Raw genomic sequence first — 18,906 nt, 5'->3', positions numbered from 1 at the left:
CCCGCTCAGCGACGTCCGGAGAACGGAGCCAAGCCGTCGCGCACCGCGGCGAGTTGCTCGGGGTCCATACCGGTGAGGGCCATGATCTTCCCGGGCACCTCGAGTGCCCGCTCGCGCAGTGCGCGACCCTCGTCGGTGAGGGCGAGTTCGAGCACGCGCTCGTCGCTGGCTCGACGGGTGCGCGCGAGGCGCCCCTGGGCCTCGAGACGCTTGACGAGGGGCGAAAGGGTCGCGGCTTCCATCGCCAGCTCGGCGGCGAGGTCACCGAGGGTGCGTGGCGACTGCTCCCAGAGGGCGAGCATGACGAGGTACTGCGGATGCGTGAGTCCGAGCGGTTCGAGCACCGGCCGGTAGATGCCCACGACGTTGCGAGCCGCGGTCACGATCGCGAAGCACAGCTGGTTGTCGAGCTTCAGCAGTTCGTCCGCATTCATGAGCCGTCCTCTCCAGTTCGTTAGTACACTAAACATCATGGCACGAATGGATGCTGAGGGGTCGAGGCGCGATCGCGTCCGCGCTGCCGGCGGCTGGTACAACTACCTGAACGCGAAGCTCATCCGCGTGGCGGGGCCGGCCTCGGTCGGACCCTACGAGACCACCCCCGAGCCGGTGCGCACCGAACGCCCGTGCCCGATCTGCGGTCATCCGATGTCGGAGCACACCTTCGACCGCAGCGGGGCGAAACCGCTCATGCAGTGCCCGTGACCTGCCGGCGGGCTCAGGCGTGGCCGGCCCGCTCCATCGCCCGGAGGTCTTTCTTCAGGTCCTGCAGCTCGTCGCGCAGCCGGGCGGCGAGCTCGAACTTCAGCTCACCGGCGGCCGCCAACATCTGATTCGACAGGTCTTCGATCGTCGCTTCGAGCTGATTCGCCCCGTCGGCGGCGATGCCGGTGCGCCGGAGCGACGGTGTCGGCGCCTTGCCCTTGCCCGACTTGTTGCGCGAGGAAGCGCGGCTCGACAGCAGCTCCTTCGTGTCGGACGCCTCGCGGGCGAGCACGTCGGTGATGTCGGCGATCTTCTTGCGCAGCGGCTGCGGGTCTATGCCCCGCTCGAGGTTGTAGGCGATCTGCTTGTCGCGTCGACGCTCGGTCTCTTCGATGGCCTTGGTCATCGAGTCGGTCATCCGGTCGGCGTACATGTGCACCTCGCCCGACACGTTGCGAGCGGCGCGACCGATCGTCTGGATGAGCGAGGTGCCGCTGCGCAGGAACCCCTCCTTGTCGGCGTCGAGGATCGCGACGAGCGACACCTCGGGCAGGTCGAGGCCTTCGCGCAGCAGGTTGATGCCGACGAGCACGTCGTAAACGCCCGCGCGCAGCTCGGTGAGCAGTTCGACGCGGCGAAGCGTGTCGACGTCGGAGTGCAGGTAGCGCACCCGCACGCCGTGCTCACCGAGGAAGTCGGTGAGCTCCTCCGCCATCTTCTTCGTCAAGGTGGTGACGAGCACGCGCTCGTCGCGCTCGACGCGCAGGCGGATCTGCTCGAGCAGGTCGTCGATCTGCCCCTTGGAGGGCTTCACCACGATCTGCGGGTCGACGAGGCCGGTCGGGCGGATGATCTGCTCGACCACGCCGTCGGCGATGCCCATCTCATAACGACCGGGTGTCGCGGAGAGGTAGACGGCCTGACCGACGCGGTCCTTGAACTCGTCCCACCGCAGCGGCCGGTTGTCCATCGCGCTCGGCAGACGGAAGCCGTGCTCGACGAGGGTGCGCTTGCGCGATGCGTCTCCCTCGTACATCGCACCGATCTGCGGCACCGTGGCGTGCGACTCGTCGATGACGATCAGGAAGTCGTCGGGGAAGAAGTCGAGCAGCGTGTGCGGCGGATCGCCGGGCTGGCGGCCGTCCATGTGACGCGAGTAGTTCTCGATGCCCGAGCAGAAGCCGAGCTGCTGCAGCATCTCGAGGTCGAAGGTCGTGCGCATGCGCAGCCGCTGGGCCTCGAGCAGCTTGCCCTGCGACTCGAGTTCTTTCAGGCGCTCTTCGAGCTCGTGCTCGATGGTTCCGATCGCGCGCTGCACGGTGTCGGTGCCGGCGACGTAGTGCGAGGCGGGGAAGATCGGCACCGATTCCATCTTCTGCACGATGTCGCCGGTGAGCGGGTGCAGCATGTAGAGCGCTTCGATCTCGTCGCCGAACATCTCGATGCGGATCGCGAACTCCTCGTAGACGGGGATGATCTCGATCGTGTCGCCACGAACGCGGAAGTTCCCTCGGGAGAAGTCGACGTCGTTGCGGTTGTACTGCATCGCGATGAACTTGCGGATGAGCTGGTCGCGGTCGTACCGCTCCCCCGTCTGGAGGGCGACCATCGCGCGGAGGTACTCCTCGGGCGCACCGAGACCGTAGATGCACGACACCGTAGAGACCACGATGACGTCGCGACGCGACAGCAGCGAGTTCGTCGTGGAGTGACGGAGGCGTTCGACCTCGGCGTTGACCGAGGAGTCCTTCTCGATGAAGGTGTCGGTCTGCGGGACGTAGGCCTCAGGCTGGTAGTAGTCGTAGTACGAGACGAAGTACTCGACCGCGTTATTGGGCATGAGCTCGCGGAACTCGTTCGCCAACTGTGCCGCCAGGGTCTTGTTGTGCGCGAGCACGAGGGTGGGCCGCTGCACGGCTTCGACGAGCCAGGCCGTCGTCGCCGATTTTCCGGTACCGGTCGCACCCAGCAGCACCACGTCGGTCTCGCCCGCGTTGATGCGCGCGGCGAGGTCGGCGATGGCCCCCGGCTGGTCGCCGGAGGGGACGTACTCGCTGATGACCTCGAAGGGGCGGACGGATCGCGTAGCCTGCATGATTCCAGCGTAGGCGGGGCCACCGACACCGGGGCGGCGAGGCCGTTCGCCCTCCGCGAGCGGAACGCGCCTCAGCCCGTCGTCAGTCGCCGCCAGAGGTCGTCGACCTGCTCCTGGGTGCGGGCGAGCGTGCCGTTCGTGTCGATGACGACATCCGCCAGCCTCCGGCGCTCCTCGTCGGACACCTGCGCCGCGATGCGGGCGCGGGCATCGGCCTCGCTCATACCGCGGTGCTCCATCAGGCGTTGGACGCGTACCTCGGCGGGCGCGTCGGCGACCACGACGAGATGCCACGGATCGTGCGCGCGCGCCTCGGCGAGCAGGGGCACGTCGTAGACGACCACGCCGTCGGGGTCCGCCGCCGCGGCCGCCGCGAAACGTCGCTCGGACTCCACGCGCACGGCCGGATGAACGATCGCGTTCAGCCTGGCGAGGCGTTCGGGGTCGCCGAAGACGACCGCGCCCAACGCGGGACGGTCGAGCGAGCCGTCGGGCCGCAGCATCCCGTCACCGAAGGTCTCCGCGATCTCCGCGAGGACGGGAGAGCCGGGCGCCTGCACGTCGCGCACGATGGCGTCGGCGTCGATGACGACGGCGCCCCGCTCGGCGAGGAGGGCGGCGATGGTCGATTTGCCCGAGGCGATGCCACCGGTGAGCGCGATCAAAGGCACCCTCCGAGGATGCCACGATCCCCCGCGCGCCGGGTTGGTGCAGTACGATCCGAACAGAACCGCCCGTCACGCGACGCGCGCGCAGCAGAGGTCGTCCGTTGACACAACCCCCCGTGGCCGTTGTCATCGAAGACGACGCCGACATCCGGCTGCTGATCGCCACGGTGCTCGAACAGACGGGGTTCGCCGTGCACACGGCCCCCGACGGCCTCGAGGGGATCGAGACCGTGCGGGCGCAGCATCCGATCGTCACGACCCTCGATGTGAGCATGCCCGGGATCGACGGTTTCGAGACCGCTCGCCGGATCCGCACGTTCAGCGACACCCACATCGTGATGGTGACCGCGCGCGCCGACGAGGAGCACGCTCAGCGCGGCCGCGACGCCGGGGCCGACGAATACCTCACCAAGCCGTTCCGTCCGCGCGACCTGCGTGCGCGCGTGCAGGCGATGCTCGAGACGTCGCGCGAAGCGTGAGCGAACCGCTCAGCCGGCGACGATGACCGAGGCGTCGGAGCTGGTCGCCGAGCGTTCGGCTGCCGCATCCGCCGCTTCCGCGAGCGTCCGGAAGTCGTAACCCAGAGCATCGGTCAGCGCGATGCCCACGCCCACCACGGGCATGACCGAGACGCCGAGGGCGGTGAAGTCGTCGAGCAACCGGCGGTGCATGATGCTCGCCATCCGACGGACGTCGGCGAACGAGGTCGTGACGAAGGCGATGAACAGGGTGTCCGAGGCACTCTCCCCCACCATCGAGGCGGTCGGCGCGTAGCGACGCACGCCGCCGCGCCACGCGGCCGCGACCTGCTCGGCCTCGTCGGGTCCGAACGCGGTCGCCATGCGGCGCAGGTCGTCGATGCGCATCGCCACGACGCACACGGTGTCTCGGCTGCGTTCGGCTCGCTGCAGCATGGTCGACACGGCTGATTCGAACGACTCCGAGAGCATGACCCCGTCGAGTGAGATGCTCAGGTTGTACACGTCGCGCTGGCCGCGCAGGTTCGATTCGCTCGCACGCAGCACCGAGGTCGTCACAACGGTGACGATCGTGAAGGTCACGGTGAGCAGCGACGACAGTTGCGTGTTGAACCACGTCACGAAGATGTCGCTGTCGGGGCCTGCGACGGCGAACACCACGCTGCGTCCCGCCAACCACAGTGCCTCGAAGCCGAGCACGATGGTCAGCCCGACCGAGCTCCAGCGCCGCCCCATCGCACCGCGGCGTGTCTCGATCGCACCGAGCAGCGCGCAGATCCCGGTTCCGACGAACAAGGGGATCGCGCCCGCCCAGTCGCCTCCTCCGGGGCCCGCCACGAGCACCGACACCCCGGCCACGACGATGAGCAGGCTCATGAGGATCCCCGCGACCCGCAGCGGTCGGCGGTTGAACGCCCGGCAGCCGAGCCAGGTGAAGCCGGCGCTCGCGACGAATGCCGCGTTACCGACCCCGATCGCGACGTAGGCCCCGGGCTCGAGGGCCCAGACCAGGTAGCTCAGCACGGTGAAGACGCCGGCGAGGAAGGCCGCCGCCCACAGCCGCCCGGACAGCCCGTCTCTGCGCACCAGCGTCTCGAAGAGGTACAGCACGGCCGACACCACCACGACGAGGGCGGTGACGAGCGACAGCGTGAACTGGTCGAGCATCACGAGGCGCCCTCCTCGACGGCGGGGAGCAGCACGCTGAAGCTCGCGCCACTGCCCAGGCGGGTGTCGACGACGATCTCGCCGCCGTGGGCCTGCACGATCTCGCTCGAGATCGCGAGGCCGAGCCCACTGCCGTGCGTCGTGGAGTTGCGCACCGCATCGGAGCGGAAGAAGCGCTCGAACAGGCGCGGCGTCTCCTCCTCCGAGACACCGGGACCGTCGTCGCTCACGGTGATGTGCACGCGCGCGCCGTCGGAGCCGACGTCGACGATCACGTGTCCGCCGTCGCGGTGGTACTTGACGGCGTTGTCGAGGAGGTTGTCGACGACCTGACGGAGGCGGTGGGCATCGGCGGATGCTGTCGCCGAGCGCACGCGGGTGGTGTCGATCGTGATGCGGCGGTCGCGCGCTTTCGGCATCTTCGCCTCGACGGCGGCGAACACGATCTCGGACAGGTCCACCGTGGATCGGTGGACGCTGAAGTCCACCCCGCGGCGGGAGATCGTCGAGACCGCCAGGATGTCGGAGACCAGCTCGAGCAGCCGCTCGGCGTTGCGCTCGGCGACCTCCACGTCTCGGCGCGCGGCTTCGGGCAGGTCGCCGCGATCGAGGGCGAGATCGAGGTAGCCGATGATCGAGGTGAGGGGCGTGCGCAGCTCGTGCGAGACGGAGGCGACGAGGTCGTCGCGCGCACGCAGCGCCTGCTCCTCCGCCGTCACATCGCGGGTCACCACGATCGTGCCGGCGTCGGCGCCGTCGATCTCGCGGAGGCGACGCGCGGTGACGTTCAGGGCGCGGCGCCCCTCCCCCGCAGCGCCGTACCAGACGACCTCGTTCTCGAAGGCGTCGCCGGCGCGGGCGCGCGCGATGGGTGCGTCCTCGACCTCGAGCAGCGTGGTGCCGTCCGCGGCGTAGGCGGGGAGATCGACACCCGCCCCTTCGACCGTGCCCTGCAGTTGCGCGTGCGCCTCGTTCGTGACGACGAGGTCACCCTCGGTCGTGATGCGGATGACGCCGAAGTCGACAGCATCCAGCACCTCGGTCACGAGGTCTTCCTGGCGGCGGGCGCGGTCGACGGAGTGCTGCAGGTGACGCGACTGATTCTCGAGCAGATCGCGCTGCGCGTGCGCGCGGCGGGCGCCGAGGTAGGAGATGGTCGCGAGGGCCGCCACCACCAGGGGCAGCAGCACGGTGGAGGTCGACACCGTCTGATCAGGGTCCATCGCGAGGAGGAACCAGTACGAGCCCGCGACGAGGGCGGTGGCTCCGATGACTCCCGCCATACCGAACAGGGCCCCGACCCACATCGCCGGGAACGACCACAGCAGTCCGAGGCCGGCGTCGGGGGCGGCGGCGCGCAGCTCGGTGATCGCCGCGATGTCGGCGAGCGGCAGCACGCCGACGGCCCAGAACGGCAGCCGCTTCCACGGCACCAACACGGCCAGACCGGTGGCGGTGAAGAGGATCGTCGCGCCGGTGATGAACGGGGTGGCGACGCGCACCTGGTTGAAGGCGAGAGCGAGCGCCATCGCGATGAGGGCGACGGCCGTCAGCAACGTCTGGTTCAGCAGGACCGCGCGATCACGGGTGACGTCCTCGGCTCGCGCGCGACGCTCATTCTCGGACAGCCAAGCCATGAGCCCGAGGGTATCGGTCTGCGGAGCCTCACCGCGGACACCTCAGGCGGGTGGGTCGGGCGGGGCGTGCGGGCGGCGGGTTTCAGAACCCGCCGAAGTCGCCGCCTCCGAAGTCGCCGTCGCCGAAATCACCGAAGCCGCCGCCGTCCGCGTAGCTGCCCCCGTCGCCGCTGTCCTCGCCGCTCGCGGCTTCGCCGCCGAAGTCGCCCGAGCCGTCGGACCCGTCGCCGGATCCGCCGTCGGCCGAGGCTTCGCCGCCTTCGCCATTACCGCCGTCGCCGGAGAAGCCGGGTCCCATGAACGAGCTGACGAGGGCCGAGCCGATCACGTAACCGCCGATCGTGCCGAGCACGGACGCCCCGAACATCGAACCGAAGCCCGGTCCCTGGCCGGCGAACGACCGGTTGCCGAAGGTGCGCTCCATGAATCCGGGCTGGCTGTACTCGGCGCGGGTGGCCGCGCGGGCCATCGCCTGCGGGTCGTCGCTGCGGGGTCGCTCCGACGGCGGCAGGGTGGCCGAGAGATCGGCGAGCACCTGCTGGCGCTGCGCGTCGGTGAGCTTCGAGAACGCCTCGGCGTGCACCTGCTCGATCGTCTCGGGCGGGGCGGTGCGCAGCAGGTAACGGTAGCGCTCGATCGCGGCCTGGTCCTCCGACGAACCCTGGCCCGCCGCTGCGGGGGCGTCCCCCGGGGCCGGGGGCGTGTATTGCCCGTCGGCGGTGCGATAGGCCGAGGCCGAGACGCGTTGTCCTGATGCCGGGTTCTGCGGAACGTTCGCGGCCGCGCGATCGTCGTCGCCGCCGCCGAACAGTCGATTGAAGAAGCCCATGATGCCCTCCGAGGTCGTGGGGGTCGCCACGCTAGCGACGGGGCCTTGGAATGCGCTGAGGCCGCAGCATCCACTCTCCTCGCGCACCGCTCAGCCGCGCAAGGCGAGCGCTTCGCTGGTCCACCGCCGGTAGCGTGCCCACGGGTCGACTCCCCCGCGCACGACGTCGACGTGGGCGCGCAGCCCGTCGGTGAGGCGGAACCACTCGGTGCGCGCGAATCGGTCGGCGCCGAACTGCGCGTGCCGCACCTGCTCGAGTGCGCGGTCGCCGCGTTCGAAGGCGAGCAGTTCGTCGTGGCGGATGGCGCCGAGGCGCTGGCGCGGATTCGCGCTGGTGCCGATCTTGATGCGGTCGTCGTAGCGCAGGTAGTACACGACGTCGATGCGGGGCGGCGGCAGTTCGCCGTCGACGAGCTCGCCGTGGCGCCACTCGCACACCGCGCAGAGCCATCCGCTTGGCCAGTGCGCGCCCAGGCGGGAGCCGCACACGCGGCACGGCGAGGGGAGCACGTCGGTGACGCCGTGCTCGCGGGTCGACCAGTCCGACGCCGCCGCCGCGTGCCGGTCGCACAGCGCGACCGGGGCTTCCGGTTCAGCCGGGAGACAGCATCCATCGACGAGACAGCGGGGCACGGCGCGAGCCTACGTGGGGGTACGGACAGGACCTCGAAACGGGCGGGCGCTCATGCCACGATCAGGAGCATGGACATCACCGTGCGCCCGATGACCGACGACGAGTACGACGACTGGCAGTCGTCGCTGTCCCGGGAGTATGCCGAGGAGCAGGTCGCGGTGGGCCGCTGGGCCGCCGAGGGGGCGGTGGAGCGCGCGGAGCGGGAGAAGGCCGAGCTCCTTCCCGACGGGCTGCAGACCGAACGGATGCTGCTGCTAACCGGAGTGAACGAGTCGGGCGAAACGGTCGGCCGCGCCTGGGTCGCTCTGGACAACCCGCGCAAGACGCCGGACTGCGCCTACCTGTTCGACTTCGAGATCGTGGCCGAGCATCGCGGGCGAGGTCTCGGCCGGCACTTCCTCACGGCCGTGGAGGGAGCGGTGTTCCGCGCCGGGCTCCCCGAGCTCGAGCTGAACGTGTTCGCGCACAACCGCCGCGCTGTCGCGCTGTACACCGCCGCGGACTACCAGGTGGTCACGCAGCAGATGCGCAAGAAGATCGACGCGGTGCTCTTCCAGAACTAGGGAAGGGCGCGGGCAGCGGCGTCGGCGATGTCGTGCCCGTCGGTGAAGTTGACCGCGTTGCCCGTGACGATGCTGTAGATCACCAGGGCGAAGACGGCGGCCGTCGTCAAGAAGAGGATCGCCGCTCCGATCAAGCTGATCAGGACGGGAAGGCGCGGGTAGGTCATGCCTCCACCCTTCCTGCCCGAGCGCCCGGGGTCAAATGCGCCCGGCCGCCTCTCGCCTCGTGCACCCGGGAGGGGATGTGCACTCGGGAGGGCGAATTCGGCGAATCGGCCCTCCTTAACGCACATCTCCTCCCAAACGCACGCCCGAACACGCAGCATCCGCCCGCCACCCGGAAACGCGAAAGCGGGCCGAGACCCGAAGGTCCCGGCCCGCTTCAGCGTGCTAGCTCAGCGAATCAAGCTCAGCGGCTCGAGAGACGCTCGCGCAGTGCGGCGAGGGCCTCGTCGTCGGCCAGGGTTCCGGCCGAGCTCGAGTCGGACGAGAACGTCGAACCGGTGCCGGCGCCGAAGTCCGTGGGTGCCACGGCCGGAGCGTTCGCCTCGGCCTCGGCGGCCTTGATGACCGCAGCCTTGTGCGACTCCCAGCGAGCCTGGGCAGCGGCGTACTCCTGCTCCCACTTCTCGCGCTGCTCGTCGAAGCCGTCCTTCCAGACGCCCGACTCCGAGTCGAATCCCTCGGGGTACTTGTACTCCCCGTTCTCGTCGTACTCGGTGACCATGCCGTAGAGGGCCGGGTCGAACTCGGTGCCGAACGGGTCGACGGACTCGTTGGCCTGCTTGAGCGACAGCGAGATGCGGCGACGCTCGAGGTCGATGTCGATGACCTTGACGAACACCTCTTCGCCGACGGAGACGACCTGCTCGGCGAGCTCGACGTGCTTCCCGGAAAGCTCCGAGATGTGCACGAGGCCCTCGATGCCGTCTGCGACGCGAACGAACGCACCGAACGGAACGAGCTTGGTGACCTTACCCGGAGCGATCTGACCGATCGCGTGGGTACGCGCGAACACCTGCCACGGGTCTTCCTGCGTCGCCTTGAGCGAGAGCGACACGCGCTCACGGTCGAGGTCGACCTCGAGGATCTCGACGGTGACTTCCTGACCGACCTCGACGACCTCGGACGCGTGCTCGATGTGCTTCCACGAGAGCTCGGAGACGTGCACGAGGCCGTCCACGCCACCCAGGTCGACGAACGCACCGAAGTTGACGATCGAGGAGACCGTGCCCTTGCGCACCTGGCCCTTGTGCAGGTTGTTGAGGAACGTGGTGCGCGACTCGGACTGCGTCTGCTCGAGCAGGGCGCGGCGAGACAGCACGACGTTGTTGCGGTTCTTGTCGAGCTCGAGGATCTTCGCCTCGATCTCCTGGCCGAGGTACGGCGTCAGGTCACGCACACGACGAAGCTCGATGAGCGACGCCGGGAGGAACCCGCGCAGGCCGATGTCGACGATGAGTCCACCCTTGACGACCTCGATCACGGAACCGGTGACAACACCGTCGGTCTCCTTGATCTTCTCCACATCGCCCCAGGCACGCTCGTACTGAGCGCGCTTCTTGGACAGGATGAGGCGGCCTTCCTTGTCCTCCTTCTGGAGAACGAGAGCCTCGACGTGGTCACCGACCTTGACGACCTCGTTGGGGTCGACGTCGTGCTTGATGGAAAGTTCGCGCGAGGGGATGACACCCTCGGTCTTGTAACCGACGTCGAGGAGAACCTCGTCGCGGTCGATCTTCACCACGGTGCCCTCGATGAGGTCGCCGTCGTTGAAGAACTTCAGGGTCAGTTCGACCGCGGCCAAGAAGTCTTCAGCAGATCCGATGTCGTTGATCGCGACCTGCTTGGTGGCCGGGGCGGTCGTTGCGGTAGTCATGTAGTGGGTTGTCCTATAAGGGTTGGGTATCGGGCCTCGACGAAGCGAAGCAGAGCGGATTGATTGTGGTGCGATGCACAGGCGCGAAGAATGAGCCACGCGAGTGACGTTCTACGGTACCAGAACGCCCCGGGGCCCCGCGATGTTCCGGACGCGTTCGAGCCAGTTCGCGCAGAGGGTCGTCCAGGCGGATGCTGCGGTGCCTTCGCCGAGGCCGATGCCGTGCACGTCACCGGCGAAGACATGCACCTCATGCGGCACTCCGGATGCTGCGAGCCGCTCCCCCAGCCGGTAGGTGTGCGACACCGGCACCGACGCATCCTCGGCGGTGTGCCACAGGAACAGGGGCGGCGACGCCGGCGTGACGAGGGTCTCGAGGGAGACGGCGACAGCATCCGCGTGACGATGTTCCGGGCCGAGCAGGGCGGCTCGCGATCCGAGGTGCGGATCGACGACCATGCTCGTCACCGGGTAGCCGAGGACTGCGAAATCGGCTCGCTCCTCCGGGCTCGAGTCGGGGGCGAGGGCGGCGTGACCGGCGAGATGCCCGCCGGCTGAGAAGCCGAGCAGCCCGACGAGGCCTGCTCCCGCCGCGCGCTCGGCCCGGATCTCGGCGCGCGCCGCGGCGAGGGGAATCGGATGCTGTGCCAGCACCGGGTAGCGCACGACCCGCGCGCGCCAGCCGAGGCTCTCGAGCCACTCGGCGACCGGCTCGGCCTCATGCGCCGCGTGCAGGTGGTAACCGCCGCCGGGCAGGACGAGGATCGTTCCGTTGTCAGGCATGCTCAGACTCTCCCAGAGAGGTCGGTCATCCGGGGCCGCGTCGGGCGGCGAAACCCGCGAACAGGGCGTACGCCAGGGGCAGCACGGATCCGATCATCAGCACCGTGGCGAACACCGCGTCGTCGGCGCGCAGCAGGATGCCGCCCAGGAAGAGCGCCATGAAGAGCACGGCCGACAGGACGCGGCGTCCCATCCGTTCCAGGTCACGCAGGCGGCGGTCGACCTTCGGGGTCTGCACCACGATGCGTCCGTCTTCGATGCGCGATGCGAGGTCGTCGAAGCGCTGCGGGAGGCGCGCGGCGAGCCCCAGGGTGGAGACCGCCTGCTTCGCGAAGCCCTGCACGACGTTTCCGCTCTCTTCGCGGATCAGTCGGTTCGCGTAGGGCTCGACAGCGTCCCAGATGTTGAACGCCGGATCGAGGGCGCTCGCGTTGCCGGACACGAGCGACATCGCGCGAATGATGAGGAGGAAGTTCTCCGGCAACTGGAACGGCAGCGACCGCACCACGTCGCCGAACTCGACGGCGAAGTCGCGGAACTCGCGCGGGTCGACCTCCTGCAGTTCGGCGAAGCCCATTCCGCCGAAGCGGGCGAAGAGCTGGGTCATCGCGCGTTCGAGCTCCGCCGTATCGGCGGAGGGCAGCAGCACGCCGACGTCACGGATGCCGTCGACGAGGCCTTTACCGTCTCGGGATGCTGCCGCGATGAGCAGGCGTCGGAGGCCGCGTCGCAGCCCCTCGGGCACTTCGCCCATCATCCCGAAGTCGATGAAGGTGAGCTTCCACGGACGACCGGTGGCTTCGGGGTTCGGGGTGACGAAGATGTTGCCCGGGTGCGGGTCGGCGTGGAAGAAGCCGTCCGCGAACAGCTGGTCGAACATGACCGCCGCGAACACCGCGGCGACCTCGTTCGGGTCGATGCCGGCGGCGCGGAGGCCGGCGACGTCGGTGATCTTGATCGCGGTGACGTCTTCGAGGGTGAGCACGCGCCGGGTGGTGCGTTCCCACACGACCGCGGGCACACCGACGCGCGCATCGCCGTCGAAGTCCGCGGCGAACCGCTCGGAGTTCTCGGCCTCGTGGAGGTAGTCGATCTCCTCGAAGCTGGTGTTCGCGAACTCCTCGACGAGGGCGGGCATGTCGACGCGATCCGACACGATGCGCACGCGACTCAGCCACTGGCCGACGCGGCGGAGGGCTCGCAGGTCGACGTCGACGATCTCATCGATGCCGGGTCGCTGGATCTTGATGACGACATCCGTCATGCCGGTCTGCGCAGCATCCATCTCCGACAACCGCGCTCGATGCGCTTGACCGAGGGATGCTGCCGCGAGGGGCGTCGGATCCACGTACGCGTACGCCTGCTCGAGCGAGACTCCGAGCTCGGCTTCGGCGAGAGCGCGGATCGCGGGGAACGCGACGGGCGGAACCTCGTCCTGCAGTCCCTCGAGCTCTTTCGTGATCTCGGGCGGCAGCACGTCGAGGCGCGAGGACATGAACTGCCCGACCTTGATCATGAGTCCGCCGAGGTCGACGGCGAGCACGTGGAAGTTCTGCGCGATGCGCTGGAACCGCTTGGTGCGGCCGCGCGCCGAGAACCGTTCGAACCCCCATCGGGGCAGGAACAGTTCGAACCACCACGACTGGATCAGATAGCGGGCGGCGAAGCGCGTGATCCGGCGATATCGGGCGCGCATGACGCCGGCGTCGGTCGTCCCGTCACCGGGACGCCGACGTGCCGCGGGCACGGGGCCCTGCGAAGACAGCGTCAGTCCTGGGCGAGGATGGCGAAGATCTTCCGGCGTGCCTCGTCGAGGACGTCGATCGCCTTCTTGACCTGCTCGGGGTTTCCGGAGCGACCGACCTGAGCGACTGCCTGGGCGAGGTCGATGCCGGCCTTGGGCAGAGCGCCGGCGCGGGGGTTCTCGCGACCCGAGTTCTCCCAGGGTGCGGTGCGATCGGTTTCGGCGTTCGCGACCTGGCGACCTTCCTCGGTGAGCGAGTAGGTCTTGCGTCCGTTGGACTCTTCGGCCTGGATCAGGCCTTCGTCCGCGAGGAGCTGCAGGGTGGGGTACACCGAGCCGGGGCTCGGCTTCCAGGTGCCGCCGCTGCGCTCTTCGATCTGCTGAATGATCTGGTAGCCGTGCATCGGCGTCTCGGCGAGCAGGGCGAGCACGGCCGCGCGAACGTCGCCGCGTCCCATGCGGGTGTTCGGGCTGGTGGTGCCAGCGCCGCTGCCGACCTTCTGCTCGAAGGTGGTGCGCAACTGCTCCATCGCGTCCCAGATGCCGCCGGTGGGCCAGCCCTGTCCTGCGCCGCCACGGCCGCGTCCGCCGAATGCGTCTCCCATGAATGAACCGCTCATGATGACCTCCTGTGTGCCGGCCCGAGGTGAGTCAGCGATATATAACGATATATCGCTGACGGGCTCAGCGCATCGGTTCCCAGGGCATGCTCAGCGGGGGATTTTGCCGCCGAACCGGCCATGTTTTTCACCGCGCGTCCAGGAACCACCCAGAAACCCCGTGCAGACTCGGCGTTTTGTGCCCGTACCCGCGCGCACTTCGCGTCGTTCCCGTCGACGCAGCTTCCTCTGACGGAACCGGTTTTATGCATTCGAACACGTCCAATTTCTCTGCCCGCCGTGACCGTCGCGCTGCCGACCGCCGCACTCGCCGCCGCCCCGCGATCCTCGCTTCCGGGCTGGCCTTCGGCCTCATCACGGCCACCGCTTTCACCGCCGCGATTCCCGCGGCCCAGGCCGACACGGTCGCCTCCGCGCCGAGTGTCGCCGCACCGACCTACACCCTCGCTTCCGACAGGACGCCGCTCACCTCGGCCACGATCGTCGCAGCTGCCCCGAAGCAGGATGTCGCCTCCGAAGCCGATCAGGCTGTCGCCGCCGCTACCGCCGTCATCGCCTCGGCCGGATCGGTCACCTCCGACATCGCCTCCTCCGGTCTCGATGTGGGCGACCCCGACCCCACGGTCGACACGGCCGAACTGCAGGACGCGGTCGAGCAGCTGCAGGCTGCCGACACCCTTCCCGCGCCTCTCGTTCCCGACATCGCCGACGACGTCACTGAGCTGGCCTCGACCGTCGACGTGCGCGTCAACCAGCTGCGCGGCAGCCTCGACGGTGCGATCGCGCTCAAGGCGGAACAGGAAGCTGCCGCTGAAGCGGCTCGCGTCGCCGCCGAGGAAGCCGCTGCTGCCAAGGCCGCCGCCGAGAAGGCTCGCGCCGCGGCGCCCGCCCCGGTCACCCAGGCTCGCTCGACCTCCTCCGCGCCTGCTCCCGCCCCCGCGCCTGTCGCGACCGGCGGCGGCAGTGGAGACAACAGCCCCGGTGGCGCGCAGGCCACGGCTCGCGGCATGCTCGGCAGCTACGGATGGGGCGACGACCAGTTCGGATGCCTGCAATCGCTGTGGCAGAAGGAGTCGGGCTGGAACTACAAGGCCTCGAACCGTTCGAGCGGTGCCTACGGCATCCCCCAGGCCCTTCCCGGCAGCAAGATGGCTTCGGCCGGCGCCGACTGGGCGACGAACGCCGGAACCCAGATCGCTTGGGGCTTCGGATACATCTCCAGCCGCTACGGCAGCCCGTGCGTCGCTTGGTCGCACTCGCAGTCGGTCGGCTGGTACTGACCCGCAGCATCCACACCGCCGTCGATCGGATTCGTTCCGGTCGGCGGCGGTTCGCTGTTTCCTGGGGGGCGCTCCTCAGGACGTCGGCATCGGGGGAAGCTCGAGCTCGCGTTCGCGATCCCACGGCTCGGTCCAGCCGAGGCGCTCGAAGAGTCCGTCCAGCAGCATCCCCGTGAACCCCCAGACGAGGTGCTCTCCGTTGGCGGCGGGAATCAGGAAGCCCGGCCCGCGCCACTCGCGCCCGCCGCGGCGGATGACCGTCACGCCCCGGTTCGCGGCGTTGAGCAGGTCGGCGACCGGGGCGCGGAACACGTCGGCGGACTCCGCTTCATCGACGACGTCGACGGGGGACGGATGCTGCCACCACCCGAGCACCGGAGTGACCAGGTGGTTCGAGTAGGGCAGCGGAATCGCGTCGAGGGTGCCGAGCACGTCGACTCCGGCCGGATCGAGGCCGGTTTCCTCCTGCGCTTCGCGGAGAGCGGCGGAGACCGCTCCCGTGTCGCCCGGGTCGAGGCGGCCACCGGGGAAGGCGACCTGCCCGGGGTGCGAGCGCAGCGTCGTCGCGCGGGCGAGCAGCAGCACGTCGAGGTCGCGCGAGACCGCCGAGGAACGTGCTCCGTGATCGCTCGGAAGAGCGTCGAGCACACCGAACAGGATGAGCACCGCCGCGGGGCGGATGTCGGCGCCGGGCGTCTGCGGGTCGGATGCCTCCGCGTCGCGTGCCTCCGGGTTGGCCGCGTTCGAGTCGCGTGACCTCGGGTCGGGCGCCTCCGTGTTCGGCTTGTCCAGGTCGGGTGCCCTCGAGTCGCGTGCCTCCGGGTCGGGCGCCTCCGGGTCGGGTGCCTCCAGGTCGGGTGCCTTCGGGTCGCGCGACCCGGAGTCGGAGAGCGGCCTCGACGACCGGTATCCGGGAGCCGCTTCGCGAACGAGCGCGGCCAGCTGCGCTCGAGCATCCTGGGGAGCGACAGTGTGCGGCACCCGCCCAGGCTACGCCCGCCTCCCTCCCCGTGCCCGGAATACATACCGGCCCCGGCATGTGGAGCTGGTTGGACGTCGGCGTGCCGGACTCTGGTCCCATCGGTCTGGCTCGTCTCGTTCCCCGTTCGCACCTCCATCAGGGCGAACCATCGCCCGCCCAATCGCTCTTGCCGGCGGCACCGCGCCCCTCAGAACGGCAGGCAATCCTCATCCGGCCCATCCATCTCGGCGAGCTCCACACCTTCCGCCGGCGGGTCAATCTCGGCGGTCTCCAGACTCGACTCCTGCTCCGCCCGATCGGCGGCCGACGGTTCTTCGATGAACACCGGTAGTCGCCGCTCCGGCTCCACCACGTAGCGGCGGCCCGAGGGTGAGGTCCACTCGATCGCTCCCCCGCTCCCCTCCACCTGCGCCACCTGCCACCCGCCGTGATGCTTGATCGTGTGGTGACCGACGCAGAGCGGACCCAGATTGGACACCTCGGTGCGCCCGCCGTCCTCCCACGCCACGGTGTGATCGATCTCGCATCTCTCGGAGGAGGCCGGACATCCCGGCCCCATACATCGGCCCGCTCGCCAGCGCACGAACCGTTGCATCGACTTCGGTGGCTTGTACTTCTTGCGTCCGACCGAGAGGACGGTGCCGGATTCGGGGTGCGTGAGCACTCGCATCCACCCCGGATCGCCTCCGCACAACTCGCGAGCCCGCCAGATGGGGATCGGCCCGATGCCCTCGACCACCGCGGGCTCGCCCGAAGCAGCCGCACCGTTCTCCAGGAGCGACAGGGCGGGTACGGTCACCGTCACGATCGCGTGAATACCGCGATCGGCCTCGGGAACTCCGTCGGTTCGCCCCTCGACGAGCAGGTCGCCCACGATGTCGGCACGCAGCTCGTCGAGCGTGCGGGTTTCACCCTCGCGCTCGCGCACCGCTTTCGCCAGCGCGGTGAGGCGGTTCATCGACGCGCGCGCCTCGATGGCCGGCATATAGATGGAGACCCACGCCATGCCCTCGACCGACGGCTCAACGACGACGCGTCGGAGCTTGAGCGCCTCGCGGTACCGCTCGTCCAAGGTGGCGACCCGCACAATCTCGACCAGCTTGCGCAGCTCTCGGCGGAACGAACCCAGCGGCAGCGTCTCGGCCAGCTGTACTCCCTTGGGCACCACGCGGTCGAGCAGTTCGGGCTCGACCGGGTCGACCAGCTCGACGAACGCCTGCGCGTGCCGCTCGGTCGTGCGCGCGTTCGCCAGCGAATCGAGCACGGCCGGGTAGCGGTGAACAAGGGCGTCGGCCTCGAGGAACATGCGGTCGGCGGCGCTCTCCGTGATGCGCAGGGCCGTTGCCAATTCGAGTCGCAGCGAACGCTCGATGATCTCGGGGATGGCACCACGGAACGTCGTGGTCTGCACGAGGGCCTCGCGACGCATTTCGTCGACGCGCTGGAAACGCTGAGCCGCGAACGTCGACTCCATGCCCGCGATTTCGAGCACGCGATCGATCAGATCGGGGGCTTCGTGAACGCCCTCTGCCGGATCGCCGTCCTCGGTGAACATACCCCGACTTTAGAACATACCTCCGACATTCGACCGGCCGGTTCGTCCCGCGATCAGAACCGTCCTCAGCCGTCAACGCGTACCGGCCATGCCTCCCACGGCCCGCGGGGTAACGACGCAAGCCGGTCCGGCGAGTAGTCGACAGCGCGACTGGTCCCCGACCGCGATCCGACACCTGGTTCCGTCAGTGAGAACTCGACTCCGAGCTCACGCCTGTGGTCTATTCGCTCGTAGTAGCCGCCGCCGGCGATGGTGGCCACAGTCCACTCGAGGGCGTCGGCGGCACTCTGCCAACTCTCGTCGCACGCATCGCAGCCGCAGACTGGAAACAGGAAGTCGTGCAGAGCGCCGGCGTGCACGATGACCGACGGGAAGGCGGTGTACGCGAAGGTGATTGCCGCTGCCTCGTCGCATCGTGGGGTGACCCGGACAGCTCGCACCACGTCGTCGCGCTGGGTCATCAGGTCGCCGGCGTAGGACAGGGATTCGTCCACATCGACGTCGTACGAGTTCACCAGCCCGACAACGAGAGCGTCGGCGATGGTCTGTAACGGACGGAATCGCTCGAGATTGCTCGTGACGGAATATGTGTCTTCAGGCGGGCTCTCGCCGGACCACCGAGATCCGTAGGGGATCTCGGTGCCGGAGCGGTCGACGAACGAGACGGGCGCAATCTCCGGTCGGCGGTATCGCATCATTGCCCCAGGCTAATAACCCGTGTCGCGGGCCGCTCGGGCGGCGTCTCGTCGGCGCGGCGCAGGCGCAGCCGCGTGTCATTCATCGCACCGCGGCGAGGGCGGCCAGCTCGTCACCCACGAGGCGCTGGGTCGTCCACTCCGCCATCGGCGCCGCGCCGAGCGAGCGGTAGAACGCGATCGCGGGGGCGTTCCAGTCGAGCACGGTCCACTCCAACCGCGAGAAGTCGCGCTCCACGCACACCTGGGCGAGCGAGGCGATCAACGCCTTGCCGTAGCCCCGCCCGCGCTGCGCGTCGTCGACGTAGAGGTCTTCCAGCCAGATGCCGTGCCGGCCGGTCCACGTCGAGTAGGTGAGGAACCAGATCGCGATCCCCACGATCGCCCCGTCACGCTCGACGACGTGGGCGAAGGCCTTCGGGTCGGCCCCGAAAAGCGTCGCGGTGAGGGCTTCGGCGGTGTTGTCGACAGCATCCGGTTCACGCTCGTAGTCAGCGAGCGCTTGGATGCAGGCGAGGATCCCCGCTTCATCGCCCGGCTGAGCGGCACGGAGGACGGCGGAGGAATCGAGCGCGCGGGGGTTCACGCTGC

Annotated in this window: 20 protein-coding genes; 4 read left to right on the top strand and 16 right to left on the bottom strand. The window is 69.1% G+C overall.

The features are described 5' to 3' along the window. Positions 1-5: 5 nt before the first annotated feature. Positions 6-434: a MarR family winged helix-turn-helix transcriptional regulator gene (locus ACFXP5_RS01385; protein WP_394543224.1), complete on the bottom strand. Its 429-nt coding sequence runs from the start codon at positions 432-434 to the stop codon at positions 6-8. Positions 435-471: 37 nt separating this feature from the next. Between ACFXP5_RS01385 and ACFXP5_RS01380 the strand changes: the two genes are divergently transcribed. Beyond that, a complete protein-coding gene (locus tag ACFXP5_RS01380; protein WP_394543222.1) occupies positions 472-705 on the top strand; it encodes a DNA gyrase inhibitor YacG in 234 nt (77 codons plus the stop codon). Between the two features lie 13 nt (positions 706-718). On the opposite strand, the gene uvrB is transcribed toward ACFXP5_RS01380, so the two are convergent. Then, the gene (gene uvrB / locus ACFXP5_RS01375) at positions 719-2,800 is read right to left on the bottom strand and encodes an excinuclease ABC subunit UvrB (protein ID WP_394543221.1); all 2,082 of its coding nucleotides are present in this window, start codon (positions 2,798-2,800) and stop codon (positions 719-721) included. A gap of 71 nt (positions 2,801-2,871) precedes the next feature. Continuing rightward, positions 2,872-3,471 (bottom strand): dephospho-CoA kinase, encoded by a 600-nt coding sequence (gene coaE / locus ACFXP5_RS01370; RefSeq protein WP_394543220.1) that lies wholly within the window; start codon positions 3,469-3,471, stop codon positions 2,872-2,874. Between the two features lie 113 nt (positions 3,472-3,584). Here coaE and ACFXP5_RS01365 point away from each other — a divergent pair, with 113 nt between their 5' ends. Next, positions 3,585-3,947, top strand: coding sequence for a response regulator transcription factor (locus tag ACFXP5_RS01365; protein WP_394526340.1), 363 nt, complete (start codon positions 3,585-3,587; stop codon positions 3,945-3,947). Between the two features lie 9 nt (positions 3,948-3,956). On the opposite strand, the gene ACFXP5_RS01360 is transcribed toward ACFXP5_RS01365, so the two are convergent. From ACFXP5_RS01360 to ACFXP5_RS01345, 4 genes are all read right to left on the bottom strand, one after another. Continuing rightward, entirely contained in the window at positions 3,957-5,117 is a 1,161-nt protein-coding gene (locus tag ACFXP5_RS01360) for a diguanylate cyclase domain-containing protein (RefSeq protein WP_394543219.1), read from the bottom strand. After that, the gene (locus tag ACFXP5_RS01355) at positions 5,114-6,751 is read right to left on the bottom strand and encodes a sensor histidine kinase (RefSeq protein ID WP_394543218.1); all 1,638 of its coding nucleotides are present in this window, start codon (positions 6,749-6,751) and stop codon (positions 5,114-5,116) included. Before ACFXP5_RS01355 ends, ACFXP5_RS01360 begins: the two co-directional genes overlap by 4 nt. An 82-nt stretch (positions 6,752-6,833) precedes the next feature. Next, positions 6,834-7,610, bottom strand: a complete 777-nt coding sequence (locus tag ACFXP5_RS01350; protein WP_394543217.1) for a hypothetical protein — start codon at positions 7,608-7,610, stop codon at positions 6,834-6,836. A gap of 60 nt (positions 7,611-7,670) precedes the next feature. Continuing rightward, positions 7,671-8,213 (bottom strand): GIY-YIG nuclease family protein, encoded by a 543-nt coding sequence (locus ACFXP5_RS01345; RefSeq protein WP_394543216.1) that lies wholly within the window; start codon positions 8,211-8,213, stop codon positions 7,671-7,673. 69 nt (positions 8,214-8,282) lie between these two features. Here ACFXP5_RS01345 and ACFXP5_RS01340 point away from each other — a divergent pair, with 69 nt between their 5' ends. Further along, on the top strand, positions 8,283-8,777 hold the full coding sequence (locus ACFXP5_RS01340) for a GNAT family N-acetyltransferase (RefSeq protein WP_394526331.1): 495 nt from the start codon (positions 8,283-8,285) through the stop codon (positions 8,775-8,777). On the opposite strand, the gene ACFXP5_RS01335 is transcribed toward ACFXP5_RS01340, so the two are convergent. The 5 genes from ACFXP5_RS01335 to ACFXP5_RS01315 all read right to left on the bottom strand — a co-directional run bounded on the left by ACFXP5_RS01335 (position 8,774) and on the right by ACFXP5_RS01315 (position 13,803). Continuing rightward, the gene (locus tag ACFXP5_RS01335) at positions 8,774-8,944 is read right to left on the bottom strand and encodes a hypothetical protein (RefSeq protein ID WP_394526330.1); all 171 of its coding nucleotides are present in this window, start codon (positions 8,942-8,944) and stop codon (positions 8,774-8,776) included. The genes ACFXP5_RS01340 and ACFXP5_RS01335 overlap by 4 nt on opposite strands. Before the next feature lie 242 nt (positions 8,945-9,186). Beyond that, on the bottom strand, positions 9,187-10,656 hold the full coding sequence (rpsA, locus tag ACFXP5_RS01330) for a 30S ribosomal protein S1 (protein ID WP_394526328.1): 1,470 nt from the start codon (positions 10,654-10,656) through the stop codon (positions 9,187-9,189). 111 nt (positions 10,657-10,767) lie between these two features. Further along, positions 10,768-11,439, bottom strand: a complete 672-nt coding sequence (locus ACFXP5_RS01325) for an alpha/beta hydrolase (protein WP_394543215.1) — start codon at positions 11,437-11,439, stop codon at positions 10,768-10,770. A 25-nt stretch (positions 11,440-11,464) separates the two neighbouring features. Beyond that, on the bottom strand, positions 11,465-13,135 hold the full coding sequence (locus tag ACFXP5_RS01320) for an ABC1 kinase family protein (protein WP_394526326.1): 1,671 nt from the start codon (positions 13,133-13,135) through the stop codon (positions 11,465-11,467). A gap of 71 nt (positions 13,136-13,206) precedes the next feature. After that, positions 13,207-13,803 carry a PadR family transcriptional regulator gene (locus ACFXP5_RS01315; protein WP_394526324.1) on the bottom strand — a complete coding sequence of 199 codons (597 nt, stop codon included), beginning with the start codon at positions 13,801-13,803 and terminating at the stop codon, positions 13,207-13,209. Positions 13,804-14,048: 245 nt separating this feature from the next. On the opposite strand from ACFXP5_RS01315, the gene ACFXP5_RS01310 reads away from it, so the two are divergent. Then, on the top strand, positions 14,049-15,083 hold the full coding sequence (locus ACFXP5_RS01310) for an aggregation-promoting factor C-terminal-like domain-containing protein (RefSeq protein ID WP_394543214.1): 1,035 nt from the start codon (positions 14,049-14,051) through the stop codon (positions 15,081-15,083). A 75-nt stretch (positions 15,084-15,158) separates the two neighbouring features. Here ACFXP5_RS01310 and ACFXP5_RS01305 read toward each other — a convergent pair whose 3' ends face one another. The 4 genes from ACFXP5_RS01305 to ACFXP5_RS01290 all read right to left on the bottom strand — a co-directional run bounded on the left by ACFXP5_RS01305 (position 15,159) and on the right by ACFXP5_RS01290 (position 18,901). Beyond that, positions 15,159-15,875 carry an NUDIX hydrolase gene (locus tag ACFXP5_RS01305; RefSeq protein ID WP_394544160.1) on the bottom strand — a complete coding sequence of 239 codons (717 nt, stop codon included), beginning with the start codon at positions 15,873-15,875 and terminating at the stop codon, positions 15,159-15,161. A 377-nt stretch (positions 15,876-16,252) separates the two neighbouring features. After that, on the bottom strand, positions 16,253-17,620 hold the full coding sequence (locus tag ACFXP5_RS01300; protein WP_394543213.1) for an HNH endonuclease signature motif containing protein: 1,368 nt from the start codon (positions 17,618-17,620) through the stop codon (positions 16,253-16,255). Positions 17,621-17,685: 65 nt separating this feature from the next. Beyond that, on the bottom strand, positions 17,686-18,318 hold the full coding sequence (locus tag ACFXP5_RS01295) for a DUF6226 family protein (protein WP_394543212.1): 633 nt from the start codon (positions 18,316-18,318) through the stop codon (positions 17,686-17,688). 79 nt (positions 18,319-18,397) lie between these two features. After that, positions 18,398-18,901, bottom strand: a complete 504-nt coding sequence (locus ACFXP5_RS01290) for a GNAT family N-acetyltransferase (RefSeq protein WP_394543211.1) — start codon at positions 18,899-18,901, stop codon at positions 18,398-18,400. Positions 18,902-18,906 lie beyond the last annotated feature (5 nt).

It is taken from the genome of Microbacterium hanjuni (assembly GCF_043556395.1).
Classification (GTDB): domain Bacteria; phylum Actinomycetota; class Actinomycetes; order Actinomycetales; family Microbacteriaceae; genus Microbacterium.
The sequence above is the reverse complement of the archived record's forward strand: the minus strand, read 5'-3'. Positions and strand labels throughout refer to the sequence as shown.